Here is an 18,849-nt window from a genome sequence, read left to right on the forward strand (position 1 = left end):
ATTCGTCTGTGGGCTGGTCGGTTCCGTTAGCCTGGCGTCTCGCCCCAGTTTGTCCTGTCGGTCGGCTGGGGGCCTTCGCGTGCGCTGCGGGGGCGTCGGGTTCCACGGGCCCGAGGATGGTGCAGTCCTCTCCTTCCGGTGTCGTCGGGGTGGTGAGCGGCCGTCAGGTGAGGGCCGGGAGTTGGTGGGCGCGTTGCCAGGCGGTGGTGAACGCGGTGGCCCAGGGCCAGGTGTGGTCGAGGTGGAGGATGCGTCGGCGGGCGTGGGCGGTGGGGCGGGCGGGCAGGTGGTACAGCTTCCCGCGGATCGTTTCCGGTTGTGCGGCGGCGAGTTCGGGCTCGTCATGCAGGAGGAGGAGCCGGGTCCAGGCGTCGAGGTCGGCGGCGAGCGCGGCGGCCGGCACCCAGGCGACGTTCAGCTGCCAGGATTTGGACGGCAAGAGCCCCAGCCCGATCCGCTTGATCGCTTTCACGCGGTCCTCGACCTCGGCGTGGTCGCGGTAGAGGGCGTCGACGAACCAGGCCTGACCCGAGCCGGACACACCCGAAAGCCCCTGGTGGGCGGGGATATTGGTGGCGACGATCTGGTACCGCCAGCCGGTGTGGACTCTGCTGCTCAATTCGGCGAGCGATCACGTGCCGTGCTTTCAGGGCTCGGCCGCGCCCGGCCTGCCTGCATCTGCGACGCGCTCTGAAGGCCGTATCGGCACGGCGTCATCACGCCGGGTAATTGCGCAGCAGAGTCGGTGTGCTTCTCAAAGTCGGTCAGCTTCTTCAGATCGCGCCGCGAGGGCTTGACCCGCCGTACGATCAGGCGCATCCCCGCGGGCCAGCCGGTCAGGTCGCGCACTCCGGTCAGCTCGGCGGCCTGGTAGGAGATCTTGTCGCCATCGGGGCCGGTGATTTCGTGGACCGTGCCGTCCTGCCGCAGCGCGGTGGCCCACACCTTCTCGGGCAGCAGTGCGATGGCGGCCTCGTCGGTGGTGTTGATGGCCCAGCCGGTCACCCAGCGCACCCGGCGCCGGCTGGTGGTCAGGCTCTGCAGGTGCTCCAGCAGGGCGTGGCTGAAGGCAGCCCCGTCGATACGGACCAGCACTTTCGACCACAGCGGCAGCGGGAGTTGCCGCAGCGCGGCCGTCAGCACCGTCCGGTGGTCGGCGACGTCGTTGGAGGTGGCGTTGCCGGGCCGTAGCAGCATCGCGACGCACTCGCGGGTGTTGGCCACCCACGCGCCCAGCGGATGATGCCCGAAGCCGCCCTTGAACGTGCCGGCCGCGCGCTCCTTCTTGCTGGTGCAGGTCACGAGGGTGGCATCGAGGTCCAGGACGTACCAGCCAGTCAGCTCCCGCCCGCCCACCGCGATCCAGGGAAACCCGCCGGGCCGCAGGGCCAGCAGGGTCCACACCACCCGGCGTATCGCGGCCCGCACGCGCTCGACGCGTGCGAGAACCGGCCCGTCGATCGCCTCCAGCGTGCGCCACAGCGTGCTGTCGGAGACCGGCCGAGGGAACAACGCCCGCCAGTGATACTGGAGTTGCTCGGCTTCCAGGACGTTGGCGGCCCCCAGTGCGATCGCGCACACCAGCTGGACCAGTGCCATGCCCCGATCCCGCCACCCCGGCCCGATGCCCTGCGGCAGGGCCGCGCCCAGAGCGGCGGTCGGCCCGACCCGGTCGGCAACCTTGCGCAGCAGCACACCCCCCGGCGTGGCCGATCAGGTTCTTGCCGTCGGCCCGCACAGCGAGCCGGTGGTCCCAGCCGGTACTCTTCACCCGTTGGGTGCCTCTTCTCTGCGACGGTTTTGATCTAGACAATCCAGATCATCGCAGGTAAGAGGCACCCTTCTGCTGTCGGAGCGTCAGCTCAGGGATTCAGCTGAATACATGAGGTTGATGTCCTCGACGCAACCTGTCTGGTTCTCGAACTCATCCGGAACGCATGGTGGGCGATCCAGTCGCCGACGCGGTCCGCAGCGCCGTCTCCCGGATCACCATCCGGATCACGGCTGACGGTCCGGCCGCAGGCAGCCTGACTTGACGGCGCGGACACGATGGCTGTGAGGTCAACAGACCTTGTCGGTCTCGGCCTTGGCCTCAACCTCTGTGCCGGTGCCGGTGCCGGTGCCGGTGGCTGAGTCGGATGTGGAAGTGGAACGGGTAGGCGTGCGGCGGGGGTTGGTCACCGCGCTCGTCATGCCGGTCGGCTGAAAGCACCCGGGCGGAGTCCGGGGAGACGGCCGCTCATGAGCACGGTCACGGACCACCGCACCATGGCCTCGCGCAGGGCGTGCAAGGTCTTGTCACCACAGGCCCGGCTCTGCCGGCCGACGGCGCCGACTGTGGCACCGTCTTATCATGGTGCGCTGCCCTGCCCGCCCTCGTCCTGGACGTACGCCGCGTGGCGGATGCGACGGCCGCTCGCACCGGTGACGGACGGACCGGTCCGTGCGGCTTGACGCGCGGCCTCCTGGAAGTCGGGCTGCTCGGGTCAGGGAGTCCACCGACGTGCGGTACGCCGCGTCCGGTCCGCTGCCGGAAACGCCGCTCGACAGGGTGATCCGCGCAGCGTGCCTGCCGGCTTCGGTTCCGCTCACCGACCTGGCTCACCGACCCGGCGCCTGCGGCGACCGAAGATCTTGGTCATGGTGCCCGACCGGTACAGGGCGACCTGGGTGATCACCTGCAGCAGGATCCACGACACCGCGTACAGGATGCCGTCCAGCGCGGGCACGGTGTCGACGGGCAGGGTGTAGGCCATCACCACCCGCAGCAGCGCGTCACAGCACAGGACCACGCTCCACAGCACCGTCAGCCCGCGCCACACCCCCCTGAAGGACGCGTCCGTTTCCCACAGGCGCTCCAGCAGCGTCGCCCGGCCCGGCAGCAGAGAGCGCAACGCCTGGTAGGTGAATGGGCGAGCGGTGAACAGAGTGATCAGCAGCCACAGTCCGGTCAGCGCGGTGAACAGGCCGTTGCGTGCGAGCGCGAGGCGCGGGTCCGCGGTCAGCAGTGAGCCCAGCGCGCCCACCAGCAGCAGCGCGATGGTGAACACCCCGAGGGCGTCCAGCCTGCGATGACGTATCGCGGAGTAGAGCGTGTGCAGGGCGGGCGCCGAGCCGCCCAGCAGCAGCGCCGTGATCTCTCCCACGCCGACCGCGCGGAGCGCGTAGTAGAGCCCGACGGGTAACACGATGTCGCAGACCACGGGGACGACGAAACCCCATGAGGAGGACGGGCTTTCGGTCGCGGTGGGGGCAGTGGCCGCAGGTTCGGAGCTGGACGTGGGGGAAGCCATGGCACTCCTGAGGCGTGGCTGGCGGGCCCTTGCCGGGGCCGGTGTCGGGTCCTACGCGGGCTGGGTACAGCGGTCGAAGGCGTTCGACACCTCGTGGGCGCACCGATCCAGGTCCATCGCCACGACCCGCAGATGCTGGCACAGGACGCCGTCGATGGCGCCGCGGATGACCAGGGCCATGGTGAAACAGTCGAAGCTGCCGAACTCGCCGGCTCTGCGGCCCTGTTCGAGCAGGGTGACCAGCCGATCGCCGGACATGATGCTGCGCTCGATGTCGTCCAGGCCGGTGATGTGCCGGTCGCGGATCATCCCGATGATCTCGGTCAACGCCCGGGCGTACAACGGGTAGCTGGCGATGAAGTCGAAGTTCGACCTGATGTACGCGGTGAGCTTGCCGCGGTAGGTCTTCTCGTCCTCCATGCGCGCGGCTGCCAGAGTGTCGGCCTTCACGACGACCGTGTGAGCCACTTCGGCGAAGAGTTCGGGCTTGCCGGAGAAATGATAGGAGATCATTCCGGTACTGCTGAGTTTCGCCTGCTGGGAGATTCTGTTGAACGACGTCTTCGCATAACCGGTTTCGGCGAGCGTTTCGATAGCCGCCTGAACTATCTGGGCTCGTCGTGCGTTCTGCGTGAATGTGCGGGTGTTCACCCTGTCTTTGTTGGCCGTCATGGTGTCAGATTAACCAGATCATGATCAAGATTTTCCTAGCGTTTCGAGAATTCCGTGGCGAGGTCTCGCCGTACGGCATTCGGTCAGCGCACGACGATCCGCCGCGCCGTAGCGGCGACGGTGTCCACGAGTGTCATCGCCGCGACCGACTCCGCACCCAGCTCAGCGTCGTTGCCGCCGCCTCTGCGCAAGGCTCCGGCGAACTCCGCTAGCAGAAGCATCAGTTGGTCGGCGGCGGGCAGGGCGAGCCGCTCCTCGCGGTCCTGTTCCTCCAGCACCAGCAGCGGCTGATGGGCGGGCGGCGGGGTGAACGCCCGCGTCGCGGTCAGCCGCGCCCGGTCGCCCCACAGCGTGTACGTGGAGGCGTAGGCGTGCTCGAAGCCGAACGCCACCTCGGCCAGCACTCCGGACAGCGAAACCAGCAGTACCTGCCCGGACAGATCGAGTCCGTCCGAGGCCCGGGTGCGCAGCGTCGCCCCCGCCACCTCAAGGCCCGGTCCGAGCAGCAGCGAGGCGGCACGCAGCGGATACACGCCGACGTCGAGCAGTGCGCCGCCGCCCAGACCCACGTCGTAGCGGATGTCGTCCTCCGGCAGCGGAGGGATGCAGAACGCCGCCTGCAGGGAGGCCAGTTGCCCCAGCCGGCCGCTCTCGACCAGCTCGCGCACCCGCGCATGCTGCGGATGGTGGAGGAACATGAAGTTCTCCCGCAGCACCAGGCTCCGCTCCGCGGCCAGCGCGTACAGGGCACGCGCTTCGGCGGCGTTCACCCCGATCGGTTTCTCCACCAGCACGTGCTTGCCCGCACGCAACGCGCGCTCGGCCCACCGGTGGTGCAGGGCCGTCGGCGTCGACACGTACACCGCGTCCACGTCCGGCCGTTCGAGCAGCGCCTCGGCGTCCTCCTCGGCCGCGCACCCGAACTGCTCCGCGAACCGGACCGCCTTCTTCATCGTGCGCCCGGCGACGGCCACCAGGTCCCATTCCGGCATGCGCGCCACCGTGGGCAGCACCCGCCGCCAGGCGATCGACGACGTACCCAGCGCGCCCAGGCGCAGTGGCCGCGCTGCCGCCGCCGTCACAGCGACCTCAGCGCGGTGACCAGCGTCCGTGCCTGCACATTCAGGTGGTGGCTGTAGCGCAGCAGTTCGTCCACCTGCCGCGGGGACACCCACTCGAACTCGTCCGACACCACGGGCACCTCGTCCTCGACCTCGATGATCACGTAGTGGCTCAGGGCGTTCAGGAAACGCCCGCCCTCCTCCGACAGCAGCACGTCGTACACGGCTCCGGCGCGCCGCGCGCGCACCTCCTCCAGATAGGGGGGCCAGGACGCGGGTGGGAGATGGGCGTAGTTCTCGGCCGTGCACTGCACCGTCGGGCCCAGCTCGACCACCGACAGGAACCCGGCCTCCGCGCGTGCCCGCAGCAGAACGTGCGGTACGCCGTTCACCCGCCGCACGAACAGCGCCGCCAGGCCCGTTCCGTGCGGCTCCAGCAGCGGCTGGGACCACGCCGCCACCTCGCGGCGGCCGGAGGACACGTCCACCGCCACGACACTGAAGTGATGCCCGCGCACATGGGACACGGTGTTGGCGTCGCGGCGCCAGCCGCTGGTGTCCGCCAGCCCGATCGGGGTGACGCTGACCTCGTGCTCGGCCCTCCGACGCGTGATCCAGCTGCGGATCTCGGTGTCCGTGTGCAGCGATCCGGCCACCCCGACGACGTCGGTCCGCCAGTCCGGCAGACACGACAGCACCGTACGGGCGTCCATGTTGACGACGTTGTCCTGGCGCAGCAGGGCGTTCACCTGCCGGAGAGTCAGCCAGGCGAAATCCTCGCCCGCCTCGACCTCCGGACCGACCCGCACGATCATGTTCCGGTTCCGCTTGTGCAGAAACCACGAGCCCTGCTCCGACTGGAGCACGTCGGCCACCACCGACCCCGGCGCGGGACGACGGAAACAGTCCAGATACTTCACGGCCGAACCGCCGTGCACCCTCAGATAGTTGCTTTTCGTCGCCTGCACCGTCGGCGACAGCTGCATCCCGTTGATGTTTCCCGGCTCCGACTTCGCCTGCATCAGCAGATGGGGAATTCCGTCGAATTCGCGCAGTGCGATGCCGAGGATCCCGATTTCGGGCTGATCGATGATCGGCTGCTCCCAGGCCGGCACCGGCCCGAAGTCCGAGCGGACCCGCAGCCCGTGCACCGAGAAGAAACGACCGCTCGCATGCCGCAGGTCACCGGTCCGCTGCTCGAACCGCCAGCCGTCCAGCTCCGCGAACGGCACCTGTTCGACCCGCTGCGGCTGCGTACGTCGCCGCTCCTCCAGCCACGCCGCGAGTTCCACGTCGCTCATCACACCGTCCGCGACGGCCGCCGCGGACGCTGCCAGCGCCGCGAGAGTGGCGGCCTGCTGGCCGCGCGACGGCGAAGGCGCGGTTGTCGGACTCATCGGTCTGCCCTTCTCTCGGTCCAGGAGCGTGGCCACGCGCCTTTCGGCTGCGGGGTGCCACCATCCGCACCCGGAGGACACGGGAGCCGAACGCGGCCCTCCAGACTGCACGCTCGGATTCGAGGATTCGCCTAGAGTGCGCCCCCTTGTGGGCCGCCGGTCCACTGGCTATGACCCGCCGCGGGCCCGCGGGCGGTCACGGGCAGAACCCTCCCGGCCACCGTCCCCGCCCAGCCCAGGGCGTGCCTAGAGATTCCCCTAGAGCGTTTCCCCGGACTGCCGGACGCCCCCTGACCGCGTGCGAATGTGTGAGCCACCCCCGCCCCTCGCCCCTGGTGTTTGGAGTGCCATCGATGAACGAGCCGGTGCCCACCGACGTACGGAACACCGTTTCGGGCCACGAGCCCGTGGCTGTCGTCGGCCTCGCGTGCCGGTTGCCCGGAGCCGACGGTCCGGCCGCGTACTGGGCCCTGCTCACCGAGGGCCGCAGCGCTGTCACCGACATGCCACAGGACCGGCGCGAGGGCGTGCCAGCCGACGGCTGGCCCACTCCGCACGGCGGCACCGCACCCCTGCGCGGGGGATACGTCTCGGCGCCCGCCGACTTCGACGCCGCGTTCTTCGGTATCTCGCCCCGTGAGGCCGACGCGATGGATCCGCAGGCCCGCCTCGCCCTCGAACTGGGCTGGGAGGCGCTGGAGCACGCAGGGATCCCCGTCGCCGCCGTACCGCGCGCCACCGCCGTCCACCTCGGCGCCGATGTGTGCGACTACGCCGACGTCGTCCGCAACGCCGGACAGCAGCCCGGACACCACACCCTCACAGGCCTCAACCGCTCCCTGATCGCCAACCGGCTCTCGTACGTGCTCGGCGTCAGCGGTCCCAGCATGACCGTCGACAGCGCGCAGTCGTCCTCCCTCGTCGCCGTCCAGCTCGCCTGCGACAGTCTGCGCACCGGAGACTGCGCACTCGCACTGGCCGGTGGCGTGCACCTCAACCTCAGTCCCGAAAGCTCCCTGGCCGCGGCCCAGTTCGGCGCACTCTCCCCGGACGGCGCCTGCCACACCTTCGATGCCGGAGCCAACGGCTACGTCCGCGGCGAAGGCGGCGGCATCGTCGTCCTCAAGCTTCTCTCCCGTGCCCTCGCCGACGGCGACGACGTGTACGCCGTCATCCGCGGCGGCGCCCTCAACAACGACGGCACGGGCGCCGCCCTCACCACCCCGGACGCCGACGCCCAGACCGCCGTTCTGCGCGCGGCCTGCTCCCGCGCCGGTGTCGACCCCGGCGACATCGGCTACGTCGAACTGCACGGCACCGGAACCCGCGTCGGCGACCCCGTCGAGGCCACCGCCCTCGGCGCCGTCCTCGGCACCGCCGAAGGCCGCCGCGCCCCGCTCGCCGTCGGCTCCGTGAAGACCAACATCGGTCACCTCGAAGGCGCGGCCGGAATCGCCGGACTCCTCAAGACGGTCCTGTGCCTGGCGCACGGCCGGCTCGTGCCCAGCCTCAACCACCACGAGCCGAACCCCGCCATCGACCTCGACCGCCTCGGCCTGCGCGTCCAGCGCGAGACAGGCGTCTGGACCCCGGCCACCCCTGGGACCCCCCTGCTCGCGGGCGTCTCCTCCTTCGGCATGGGCGGCACCAACGCCCACCTCGTTCTCGAACAGGCTCCGCCCACCGAGACCGCGAAGACCACGAAGACCGCCAAGATCGCGAAGACCGCGCAACAGCCCCGGACCACTCCCGTTCCCGTCACCATCCCCTGGCTGCTGTCCGCCCGTACCCCCGAGGCTCTGCGCGCCCAGGCCGACCGCCTCGCCTCGCACGTCCGCGACACCGGCGCCGACCCCGTCGACACCGCGTGGTCCCTGTTCAGCACCCGCACGCCTCTCACCCACCGCGCCCTCGCCGTCGGCGCGGACACCGACGGTCTGCTCGACGCCGTCGCCACCGCCGTCCCCGCGGGCCCCGTCGACGGCGACGTGCAGCGGCCCGTCTTCGTCTTCCCCGGTCAGGGCAGCCAGTGGGCCGGCATGGCCGCCGGACTCCTCACCGACTCACCCGCCTTCGCAGCCCGCCTCGCCGAGTGCGCGAACGCCCTCGCCCCGCACGTGGACTGGGACCTCGAAGCCGTCCTGCGTGGCGACGCCGACGCCCCGTCCCTGGACCGCTCCGACGTCGTCCAGCCCGCCCTGTGGGCCGTCATGGTGTCCCTGGCCGCCGCGTGGCGGGCCCACGGAGTGCACCCCGCCGCCGTCGTCGGCCACTCCCAGGGCGAGATCGCCGCCGCCTGCGTCGCCGGAGCGCTCAGCCTGGAGGACGCCGCGCGCGTCGTCGCCCTGCGCAGCCAGATCCTCGTCCCCCTCGAAGGCCGCAGCGGCATGGTCTCGCTCGGTCTCTCCGAGGAGGCCGCCAGAAGCTTCACCGCGCAGTGGGGCGACCGCGTCACCGTCGCCGCCCTCAACGGCCCCTCCTCCACGGTCGTCTCGGCCGACATCGACACCGTCGACGACATCCTCGCCACCGCCGCAGGGCACGACGTCCGCGCCGCCCGCGTCGGAATCGACTACGCCTCCCACTCCCCGCACGTCGAACCCGTCCGCGAGGAGATGCTCGAACTCCTCGCCCCCGTCACCCCGCGCCGCCCCGAGGTGCCCTTCTTCTCCACCGCCACCGGCGACTGGCTCGACGGCGCCGCCACCGACGCCCGGTACTGGTACGCCAACCTCCGCAACCCCGTCCTCCTCGAACCCGCCGTACGCGCCCTGACACTCGCGGGCCACGGAGCCTTCGTCGAGGTCAGCCCGCACCCCGTGCTCACCACACCGGTCCAGACGACCGTCGAGGCAGCCGCCGGCCCCCGGCACGCCGTGGTCACCGGCACCCTGCGCCGCGGCGACGGCGGCGCCGCCCGCCTCCAGACCTCCGTGGGCGCCCTGTGGACCGCAGGTGCCGACGTCGACTGGAGCCCCGTCTTCACCGACCTCGCCCCCCGCCGCGTCACCCTGCCCACCTACGCCTTCCAGCGCCGCCGCCACTGGGTCACCGGCACCCCCGCGACCGCCCTCGCACGGGCCACGGACACCGCCGCGACCGCCCCCGCGAGGGCCACGGACACCGCCGCCGAGCCGGCCCCGCAAACGGTCGTCGAGCCCGTCACCGCACTCGATTCCGCCGGGGCCCTGCGCCTGGTCCGGGAGAGCGCCGCGGTGGTCCTCGGCCACCCGGGCCCCGCCGCGGTGGATCCCCTTCGCTCCTTCAAGGATCTCGGTGTCGACTCCGTCACCGCCGTCGAGCTGCGCGACCGCCTCAACACCCTTGCCGGTGTCCACCTGCCGGCGACCGCCGTCTACGAGCACCCGACGCCCGCCCGGCTCGCCGCGCACCTGAGCGATCCCACGCCCGCCGACGCAGTGCCTCTCACCCGCCGCGCCGCCTCCGACGAACCGATCGCCATCGTGTCCATGGGCTGTCGCTTCCCCGGCGGCGTCCGCAACCCCGAGGACCTGTGGCGCCTGGTCCGTGACGAGACGGACGCCGTTTCCGCCTTCCCTGCCGACCGCGGCTGGGACCTCGACGCGCTCTACGACCCCGACCCCGACCGGGCCGGCACCAGCTATGTCCGCGAGGGCGGGTTCCTGCACGACGCGGCCGAGTTCGACGCCGGGTTCTTCGGTATCTCGCCGCGTGAGGCGACCGCGATGGACCCACAGCAGCGCCTCCTCCTGGAGACGACCTGGGAGACCGTCGAACGCGCGGGCCTCGACCCCCGCGCCCTGCACGCGACCGACACCGGCGTCTTCGTCGGCGCCACCGCCCCCGAGTACGGCCCCCGCCTCCACGAGGCAACCGAGGCCGTCGAGGGCCACGTCCTCACCGGTACGACCGCCAGTGTCGCGTCCGGGCGCATCGCCTACGTCCTGGGCCTGGAGGGTCCGGCGGTCACCGTCGACACGGCCTGTTCCTCGTCCCTGGTCGCCCTGCACCTCGCGGCGCGGTCCCTGCGCGCAGGGGAGTGCTCCCTCGCCGTCGCCGCGGGCGCGACCGTGATGTCAGGCCCGGGGATGTTCGTCGAGTTCAGCCGGCAGCGCGGTCTGGCCGAGGACGGCCGCTGCAAGCCCTTCGCCGCCGGAGCCGACGGCACCGGCTGGGGCGAGGGTGTGGGTGTGCTGCTGTTGGAGCGGTTGTCGGATGCGCGGGCCAAGGGTCATCAGGTGTTGGCGGTGGTGCGTGGTTCGGCGATCAATCAGGACGGTGCGTCGAACGGTTTGACGGCTCCGAACGGTCCTTCGCAGCAGCGGGTGATTCGGGCGGCGTTGGCTGATGCGGGGTTGTCGGGTGCGGATGTGGATGTGGTGGAGGCGCACGGTACGGGGACGAAGTTGGGTGACCCGATCGAGGCGCAGGCGCTGCTGGCGACCTACGGGCAGGAGCGGGCCGGGGACCGGCCGCTGTGGCTGGGTTCGGTGAAGTCCAACATCGGTCACACGCAGGCCGCCGCCGGAGTCGGCGGTGTCATCAAGATGGTTCAGGCGATGCGACACGGCACCCTGCCCAAGTCCCTGCACGCCGAAGCTCCCTCCACGCTGGTCGACTGGTCGTCGGGTGCGGTGGAGTTGCTGGGACAGGCGCGGGAGTGGGAGGAGAGCGACGGTCGGCCACGTAGGGCGGGTGTCTCGTCGTTCGGTGTGAGCGGTACGAATGCTCACGTGATCCTCGAAGAGGCCGGTCAGGTCGCTCTTGAGGAGGCTGGCCAGCCGGCTGTGGAGGAGCCGGCGGGTGCTTCCGCCGATGGGGCGGGCGCGGTGGTTCCGTGGCTGGTATCGGCTCGTTCGGAGAAGGCGTTGCGTGCTCAGGCGGCGCGGTTGGCGGTTCATCTGGAGGGTGCGGACGTCGCTGCGGTGGATGTTGCGCATTCGCTGTTGGTGGCTCGTGCGGCGTTGGAGGAGCGGGCTGTTGTGGTCGGCTCCGACCGGGAGAGCCTCGCCGCTTCGCTGCATGCTCTGGCATCGGGAACCGCCGGCACGGATGTGATCCGGGGTGGTGTGCGGCGTCCTGGTGACGCCGTCGACACGGTGTTTGTGTTTCCGGGGCAGGGGTCGCAGTGGGTGGGGATGGCGGTGGGGTTGTTGGATGCTTCGCCGGTGTTCGCGGCTCGGTTCGTGGAGTGTGGGGCTGCTCTGGAGGGGTTTGTCGAGTGGTCGTTGGTGGATGTGGTGCGGGGGGTGGAGGGTGCGCCCGGGTTGGACCGGGTGGATGTGGTGCAGCCGGTGTTGTGGGCGGTGATGGTGTCGTTGGCTGCGTTGTGGGAGTCGTTCGGGGTGCGGCCGGCTGCGGTGGTGGGGCATTCGCAGGGGGAGATTGCTGCCGCGGTGGTGGCGGGTGCGTTGTCGTTGGTTGATGGTGCGCGGGTGGTGGCGTTGCGGTCGCGGGCGATTGTGGCGTTGGCGGGTCGTGGGGGGATGGTGTCGGTCGGCCTTGATGCTGAGGGTGCGGCTGGGCTGGCGGGGCGGTGGCCGGGTCGGGTGTCGGTGGCTGCGGTGAACGGGCCTGCCTCCACTGTGGTGTCGGGTGATGCGGGCGCGCTGGACGAGCTGGTGGTGTTCGCGGAATCGGCGGGTGTCCGGGTGCGGCGGATCGAGGTGGATTATGCGTCGCATTCGGCTCATGTGGAGTTGATCGAGGGGGAGTTGGCGGAGGTTCTGGCGCCGGTGGTGGCGTTGGAGCCGGTGGTGCCGTTCCTGTCGACGGTGACGGGCGAGTGGATCGATTCGGCGGAGACCGATGCCGGGTACTGGTACCGGAACCTGCGGCAGACGGTGTGTCTGGAGCCGGCGGTGGCCAGGCTCCTCGCGGAGGGGCACGGCGCTTTCCTGGAGATGAGTCCCCACCCGGTGCTGACGGTGCCGGTGACCGAGACCGTCGAAGCGGCCGGCGCGGATGCCGTGGTGGTGGGTTCACTGCGCCGGGGTGAGGGCGGCCTGGAGCGCTTCTCTCTCTCCCTGGCGGAGGCGTGGGCGCATGGTGTGTCCGTGGACTGGACGCCGGCCTTTGAAGGGCTGTCCCCGCGCCGGGTGGATCTGCCGACCTACGCCTTCCAGCGCAGCCGTTACTGGCTGGACGTACCCAAGGCCAAGGCCAAGGCCGAGGCGGTGACGGATCCGGTGGAGGACGAGTTCTGGCGGACCGTCGAGGAAGGCGATCTGAAGGAGCTGGCCGGCACCCTGGGCATCGAGGACGGGCTGGAGACCGTGATCCCTGCCCTGGCCGCCTGGCGGAACACACGCCGTCAGCAGGGACGGATCGACGGTTGGCGGTACCGCGTGGAGTGGCGTGCCCTGCCCGCTCCGGCCCGCGCCGCCACCGGCGCAACCTGGCTGCTCGCCGTCCCGGCGCCGCTCGCGGACGACGAGTCGGTCACCGAGACCGTGGCCGCGCTGGAGGCCCGCGGCGCCCGCGCCGCCGTCGTGATCGTCGACGCCGACCACCTGAGCCGGGCCGGCCTGGGCGCCCTGCTCACACCAGCCGCCGAGTCCGTCGGCGCGTTCACCGGGGTCCTGTCGCTGCTGGCGCTCGACGAGAGGCCGCACCCGCGGTGGGCGGCGGTGCCGCTGGGGCTGGCCGCAACCCTCACGCTCGTACAGGCACTCGGCGACACGGGCATCGAGGCGCCCCTGTGGTGCGTGACCCGTGGAGCCGTGGGGTGTGGCCGTGACGGCGCGCCGACGGCGCCCGCGCAGGCCGGTGTCTGGGGCCTCGGCCGGGCCGCCGCCCTGGAGCACCCCAAGCGATGGGGCGGCCTCGTCGACCTGCCCGTGAGCGGCCCGGACCGCGGCGTCGACCTGCTGCTCGATGTCATCGCCGCGGGCACGCAGGAGGACCAGGTGGCCCTGCGGGGCGGCACGGCGTACGGCCGCAGGCTCGTGCAAGCGGCTACCGGTGGCAAGGCGGCCGTACGGGACTGGAAACCGCGCGGCACCGTCCTCGTCACCGGAGGCACCGGCGCGCTCGGCGCCCACGTGGCCCGCTGGCTGGCCGCGCGTGGCGCCGAACACCTCGTCCTCACCGGTCGGCGCGGCGAGGGCCGGCACCTCGACGACCTGCGGCGCGAACTCACGCCATACGGCACCCGGCTCACCGTGGCCGCCTGCGACACCGCCGACCGCGAGGCAGTCGCCGACCTGGTCACCCGCCTTGCCGACGAGGGTGGCCCCGTGCGCTCCGTCGTGCACGCGGCAGGGGTGAGCGTCCTCGGCCCGGTCGCGGAGACCGACGTCGAGGACCTCTCCGCGACCCTCTCCGGCAAGGTCCTCGGAGCCGACCACCTCGACGACGTACTGGACGCCGCCCAACTGGACGCCGTCGTCTACTTCTCGTCGATCTCCGGCACGTGGGGAGTCGCCGACCACGCCGCCTACGGCGCGGCCAACGCGATCCTGGACGCCCGCGCCGAACGCCGCCGCGCCGACGGCGCCCCCGTGCTCTCCGTCGCCTGGGGCCCCTGGGCGGGCGGCGGCATGATCGCCGAGGCCGTCCAGGACGACCTGCGCCGCCGGGGCGTTCCCGTCATCGAACCGGCCGCCGCGATCACCGGCCTGCAGCAGGCGCTCGACCACGACGACACGGCCGTCGCAGTCGCCGACGTCGACTGGCGCCGGTTCGCCGAGGTCTTCACCTCCGTGCGCGGCAGCGCCCTGCTCACCGAACTGTCCGGCCTCCGCCCCGCGACGCCGGACGCGGAGACCGGCCGGGACGGGAACGACGGTACCTCCGCCGCGCTGCGCGAGATCGGCGGCCTCGAACCGGCACGCCGCACCGCCGCCCTGCGCACCCTGGTCAGCACACATGCGGCCGCCGCGCTGGGACACGCCGACGCCGGAGTGGTCAGCGCCGAGGCCGCCTTCAAGGAACTGGGCTTCGACTCCCTCACCGCCGTCGCCCTCCGCGACCGGCTGCAACGGGCCACCGGCCTGAAACTCCCCACCACCGTCGTCTTCGACCACCCCAGTATCTCCGCCCTCGCCGTCCACCTCGACGACCGCGCGTTCGGCGGTGGGCAAGGGGACCACCCGGCCGCGGCACTCACGGCGGACAGCTTCCGCGCGCCCGGCAGCGGTAACGCCCCCGAGGACGACGCGATCGCGATCGTCTCGATGGGCTGTCGCTTCCCCGGCGGCGTCCGTACCCCCGAGGACTTCTGGCGCTTGGTCACCGACGGCGTGGACGCCATCACCCCGCTGCCCACCGACCGCGGTTGGGACCTCGACGCGCTCTACGACCCGGACCCCGACCGGGCCGGCACCAGCTACGTCCGTGACAGCGGCTTCCTGGCGGGTGCGGCCGGGTTCGACGCCGGGTTCTTCGGTATCTCGCCGCGTGAGGCGATCGCGATGGACCCGCAGCAGCGCCTCCTGCTGGAGACCACCTGGGAGACCCTGGAACGCGCGGGCATCGACCCGAAAGGCCTGCGGGGCAGCGACACCGGTGTCTACGTCGGTCTCACCGACCAGGAGTACGCCACTCGGTTGCGCGCCGCGTCGGGCGACAACGAGGGATACCTCGCCACCGGCGCGGCAGCGAGCGTGGCGTCCGGGCGCATCGCCTATGTCCTGGGCCTGGAGGGTCCGGCGGTCACCGTCGACACGGCCTGTTCCTCGTCCCTGGTCGCCCTGCACCTCGCGGTCCGCGCCCTGCGAGCCGGTGAGTGCCGCCTCGCGGTGGCTGGCGCCGCCACCGTGATGTCGGGACCGGGCGCGTTCGTCGCCTTCAGCCGTCAGCGGGCCCTCGCCCCGGACGGCCGCTGCAAGCCCTTCGCGGCCGACGCGGACGGCTTCGCCCTCTCCGAGGGCGTGGGTGTGCTGTTGCTGGAGCGGTTGTCGGATGCGCGGGCCAAGGGTCATCAGGTGTTGGCGGTGGTGCGTGGTTCGGCGATCAATCAGGACGGTGCGTCGAACGGTTTGACGGCTCCGAACGGTCCTTCGCAGCAGCGGGTGATTCGGGCGGCGTTGGCTGATGCGGGGTTGTCGGGTGCGGATGTGGATGTGGTGGAGGCGCACGGTACGGGGACGAAGTTGGGTGACCCGATCGAGGCGCAGGCGCTGCTGGCGACCTATGGGCAGGAGCGGGCCGGGGACCGGCCGCTGTGGCTTGGGTCGGTGAAGTCCAACATCGGTCATACACAGGCCGCTTCGGGTATGGCCGGTGTCATCAAGATGGTCCAGGCGATGCGACACGGCACCCTGCCCAAGTCCCTGAGAGCGGACCGCCCTTCCCCGATCGTGGACTGGTCGTCGGGTGCGGTGGAGTTGTTGGAACAGGCACGGGAGTGGGGGGAGAGCGACGGTCGGCCGCGCCGGGCGGGGGTGTCGTCGTTCGGTATCAGCGGTACCAACGCTCACGTCGTCCTGGAAGGGGTGGCCGAGCCCTCCGTTGTCGCGGAGAGGTCCGGGAGCGTCGCAGTCGTCCCGCCTTGGCTTCTTTCCGCCCGGACTCCGGCCGCGCTGGCGGAACAGGAGTCCAGGCTCGTGGAGTTCGCCGCGGCCGGCTCTCTCGATCCGGTGGATGTGGCGTGGTCGTTGTGGCGGTCCCGGTCGGTGTTCGAGTGCCGGTCGGTGATGGTGGCGGGTGAGCCGGTGTCGTCCGGGGCGGCGCTGAGTGCGGCTGCTTCCACGGTGTTTGTGTTTCCGGGGCAGGGGTCGCAGTGGGTGGGGATGGCGGTGGGGTTGTTGGATGCTTCGCCGGTGTTCGCGGCTCGGTTCGTGGAGTGTGGGGCTGCTCTGGAGGGGTTTGTCGAGTGGTCGTTGGTGGATGTGGTGCGGGGGGTGGAGGGTGCGCCCGGGTTGGACCGGGTGGATGTGGTGCAGCCGGTGTTGTGGGCGGTGATGGTGTCGTTGGCTGCGTTGTGGGAGTCGTTCGGGGTGCGGCCGGCTGCGGTGGTGGGGCATTCGCAGGGGAGATTGCTGCCGCGGTGGTGGCGGGTGCGTTGTCGTTGGTTGATGGTGCGCGGGTGGTGGCGTTGCGGTCGCGGGCGATTGTGGCGTTGGCGGGTCGTGGGGGGATGGTGTCGGTCGGCCTTGATGCTGAGGGTGCGGCTGGGCTGGCGGGGCGGTGGCCGGGTCGGGTGTCGGTGGCTGCGGTGAACGGGCCTGCCTCCACTGTGGTGTCGGGTGATGCGGGCGCGCTGGACGAGCTGGTGGTGTTCGCGGAATCGGCGGGTGTCCGGGTGCGGCGGATCGAGGTGGATTATGCGTCGCATTCGGCTCATGTGGAGTTGATCGAGGGGGAGTTGGCGGAGGTTCTGGCGCCGGTGGTGGCGTTGGAGCCGGTGGTGCCGTTCCTGTCGACGGTGACGGGCGAGTGGATCGATTCGGCGGAGACCGATGCCGGGTACTGGTACCGGAACCTGCGGCAGACGGTGTGTCTGGAGCCGGCGGTGGCCAGGCTCCTCGCGGAGGGGCACGGCGCTTTCCTGGAGATGAGTCCCCACCCGGTGCTGACGGTGCCGGTGACCGAGACCGTCGAAGCGGCCGGCGCGGATGCCGTGGTGGTGGGTTCACTGCGCCGGGGTGAGGGCGGCCTGGAGCGCTTCTCTCTCTCCCTGGCGGAGGCGTGGGCGCATGGTGTGTCCGTGGACTGGACGCCGGCCTTCGAGGGGCTGTCCCCGCGCCGGGTGGATCTGCCGACCTACGCCTTCCAGCGCAGCCGTTACTGGCTGGACGTACCCAAGGCCAAGGCCAAGGCCGAGGCGGTGACGGATCCGGTGGAGGACGAGTTCTGGCGGACCGTCGAGGAAGGCGATCTGAAGGAGCTGGCCGGCACCCTGGGCATCGAGGACGGGCTGGAGACCGTGATCCCTGCCCTGGCCGCCTGGCGGAACACACGCCGAGAACGGAGCACCCTGGACGACTGGCGTTACCGCGTCGCATGGCGGCCGTACACGGCTCCCGAGGGCGGTGCCCTGGACGGCGAGTGGCTGCTCGTCGTGCCCGAGGCGCTGACCGGCGACGACGTCACGGCGCGGACGCGACGCGTCCTTGAGGAGTCGGGAGCGGGTGTCGTACCGGTCGTCGTGCCGGAGCAGGCGGACCGGGCGGTCCTCGCCGAACTCCTGGACGCCGCCGCAAGCGCGGGAGCCCCGCCCGCAGGTGTGCTGTCGCTGCTGGCCCTGGACGACGAACCGGACAAGCGCAGCGCCGGTGTTTCCTCCGGACTGCTGGCATCCATGGCGTTGAGCCAGGCGCTCACCGACACCGCGCTCCCCGCCGGACTGTGGACGCTGACGCGCGGAGCCGTCGCGGTCGACGACGAGGCCGTACGGGACGGTCATGAGGCGCCGAACAGCGGCCAGGCCGCAGTGTGGGGCCTGCTCCGGGTGGCCGCGCTGGACGACCCCGAGCGCTCCGGCGGGCTGGTCGACCTCCCCGCGGACGGTTCGGCCGAACTGCTGTCGCACCTGCCCGCACTGCTGGCGGCGGGCCACACGACCGGTGGGGACAGCGAGTTCGCGCTCCGGGCCGGTCCCGTGGGCGTGCGTGTCCGAAGGATGGTGCGCTCGCCCCTCGCCGGCGCGGGCTCCGTCGTCCCACCGGTGTGGAGGCCCCGCGGCACCGTCCTCGTCACCGGCGGCACCGGCGCGCTCGGCGCCCACGTGGCCCGGGAACTCGCCTGTGAGGGCGCGGAGCACCTGGTACTGACCAGCCGGCGCGGCCCGGACGCACCCGGCGCGGCGGAGGTGGAGCGCGAACTCACCGGCCTCGGCTGCCGGGTGACCGTCGCAGCCTGTGACGTCGCCGACCGTGACGCGCTCGCCGCGCTCCTGGAGAGCATCCCCGCCGATGCTCCGCTGACCGCGGTCGTCCACACCGCGGGCGCCGTCGACCAGGCGCGGCCGCTCACCCGAGTCGACGTCGAAGAGGCCCTCGACCTGATGGACGCCAAGGTCGTCGGCGCCGAGAACCTGCACGAACTGCTGGCAGGTCGTCCCCTGGACGCCTTCGTGCTCTTCTCCTCCGGCGCCGGCGTGTGGGGCAACGGCGGCCAGGCCCCGTACGCGGCCGCCAACGCCCACCTCGACGCCCTCGCCGAACGGCGCCGCGCCGCGGGCCTGCCCGCCACCTCGATCGCCTGGGGTGCCTGGGCGGGCGGCGGCATGGTCGACGCCGAGGTGGGGGAGCAACTGCTGCGACGCGGCGTGCCCGCGATGGAACCGCGGCTCGCCGTGCGTGCCCTGCGGGAGTCGGTGGCGGCGGGTGACACGGCCGTCGTGGTGGCGGACATCCGCTGGGACCGGTTCGTGCCCGCGTACTGCGCCCACGGACACCGCCCCCTCATCGACGAGATTCCCGACGTGGAAGCCATGCTGACCACGCGTCAGGCCGAGGACGCCGCCGTGGAGAGCCGGGACGGGGCCATGACGGCACT

At 71.6% G+C, this 18,849-nt stretch carries 6 protein-coding genes and 2 pseudogenes; 2 read left to right on the plus strand and 6 right to left on the minus strand.

Features of this window, described 5'->3' with window-relative positions; all coding sequences use genetic code 11:
• Positions 1-163 precede the first annotated feature (163 nt).
• The 6 genes from HUV60_RS29505 to HUV60_RS29530 all read right to left on the minus strand — a co-directional run bounded on the left by HUV60_RS29505 (position 164) and on the right by HUV60_RS29530 (position 6,423).
• Positions 164-619: a transposase gene (locus tag HUV60_RS29505; RefSeq protein ID WP_257851412.1), complete on the minus strand. Its 456-nt coding sequence runs from the start codon at positions 617-619 to the stop codon at positions 164-166.
• A complete protein-coding gene (locus HUV60_RS29510) occupies positions 616-1,695 on the minus strand; it encodes a transposase (protein ID WP_257851411.1) in 1,080 nt (359 codons plus the stop codon). Before HUV60_RS29510 ends, HUV60_RS29505 begins: the two co-directional genes overlap by 4 nt.
• Positions 1,696-2,588: 893 nt before the next feature.
• Positions 2,589-3,293 (minus strand): VC0807 family protein, encoded by a 705-nt coding sequence (locus HUV60_RS29515; protein WP_257851410.1) that lies wholly within the window; start codon positions 3,291-3,293, stop codon positions 2,589-2,591.
• Between the two features lie 51 nt (positions 3,294-3,344).
• Entirely contained in the window at positions 3,345-3,965 is a 621-nt protein-coding gene (locus tag HUV60_RS29520) for a TetR/AcrR family transcriptional regulator (RefSeq protein WP_257851408.1), read from the minus strand.
• 83 nt (positions 3,966-4,048) lie between these two features.
• Positions 4,049-5,047, minus strand: a complete 999-nt coding sequence (locus tag HUV60_RS29525; RefSeq protein ID WP_257851407.1) for a Gfo/Idh/MocA family protein — start codon at positions 5,045-5,047, stop codon at positions 4,049-4,051.
• Complete coding sequence (locus HUV60_RS29530; protein ID WP_257851406.1) at positions 5,044-6,423, minus strand: NDP-hexose 2,3-dehydratase family protein; 1,380 nt, start codon at positions 6,421-6,423, stop codon at positions 5,044-5,046. The genes HUV60_RS29525 and HUV60_RS29530 overlap by 4 nt, the downstream gene beginning before the upstream one ends.
• A 353-nt stretch (positions 6,424-6,776) precedes the next feature.
• Between HUV60_RS29530 and HUV60_RS34110 the strand changes: the two are divergent.
• Positions 6,777-8,258 (plus strand): annotated as a pseudogene (locus HUV60_RS34110) (beta-ketoacyl synthase N-terminal-like domain-containing protein); the annotation flags it as partial.
• Positions 8,259-8,411: 153 nt separating this feature from the next.
• Positions 8,412-18,721: pseudogene (locus tag HUV60_RS29535) on the plus strand (type I polyketide synthase); the annotation flags it as partial.
• Positions 18,722-18,849 lie beyond the last annotated feature (128 nt).

This window comes from Streptomyces sp. KMM 9044, from assembly GCF_024701375.2.
In the GTDB taxonomy this organism is placed as follows: domain Bacteria; phylum Actinomycetota; class Actinomycetes; order Streptomycetales; family Streptomycetaceae; genus Streptomyces.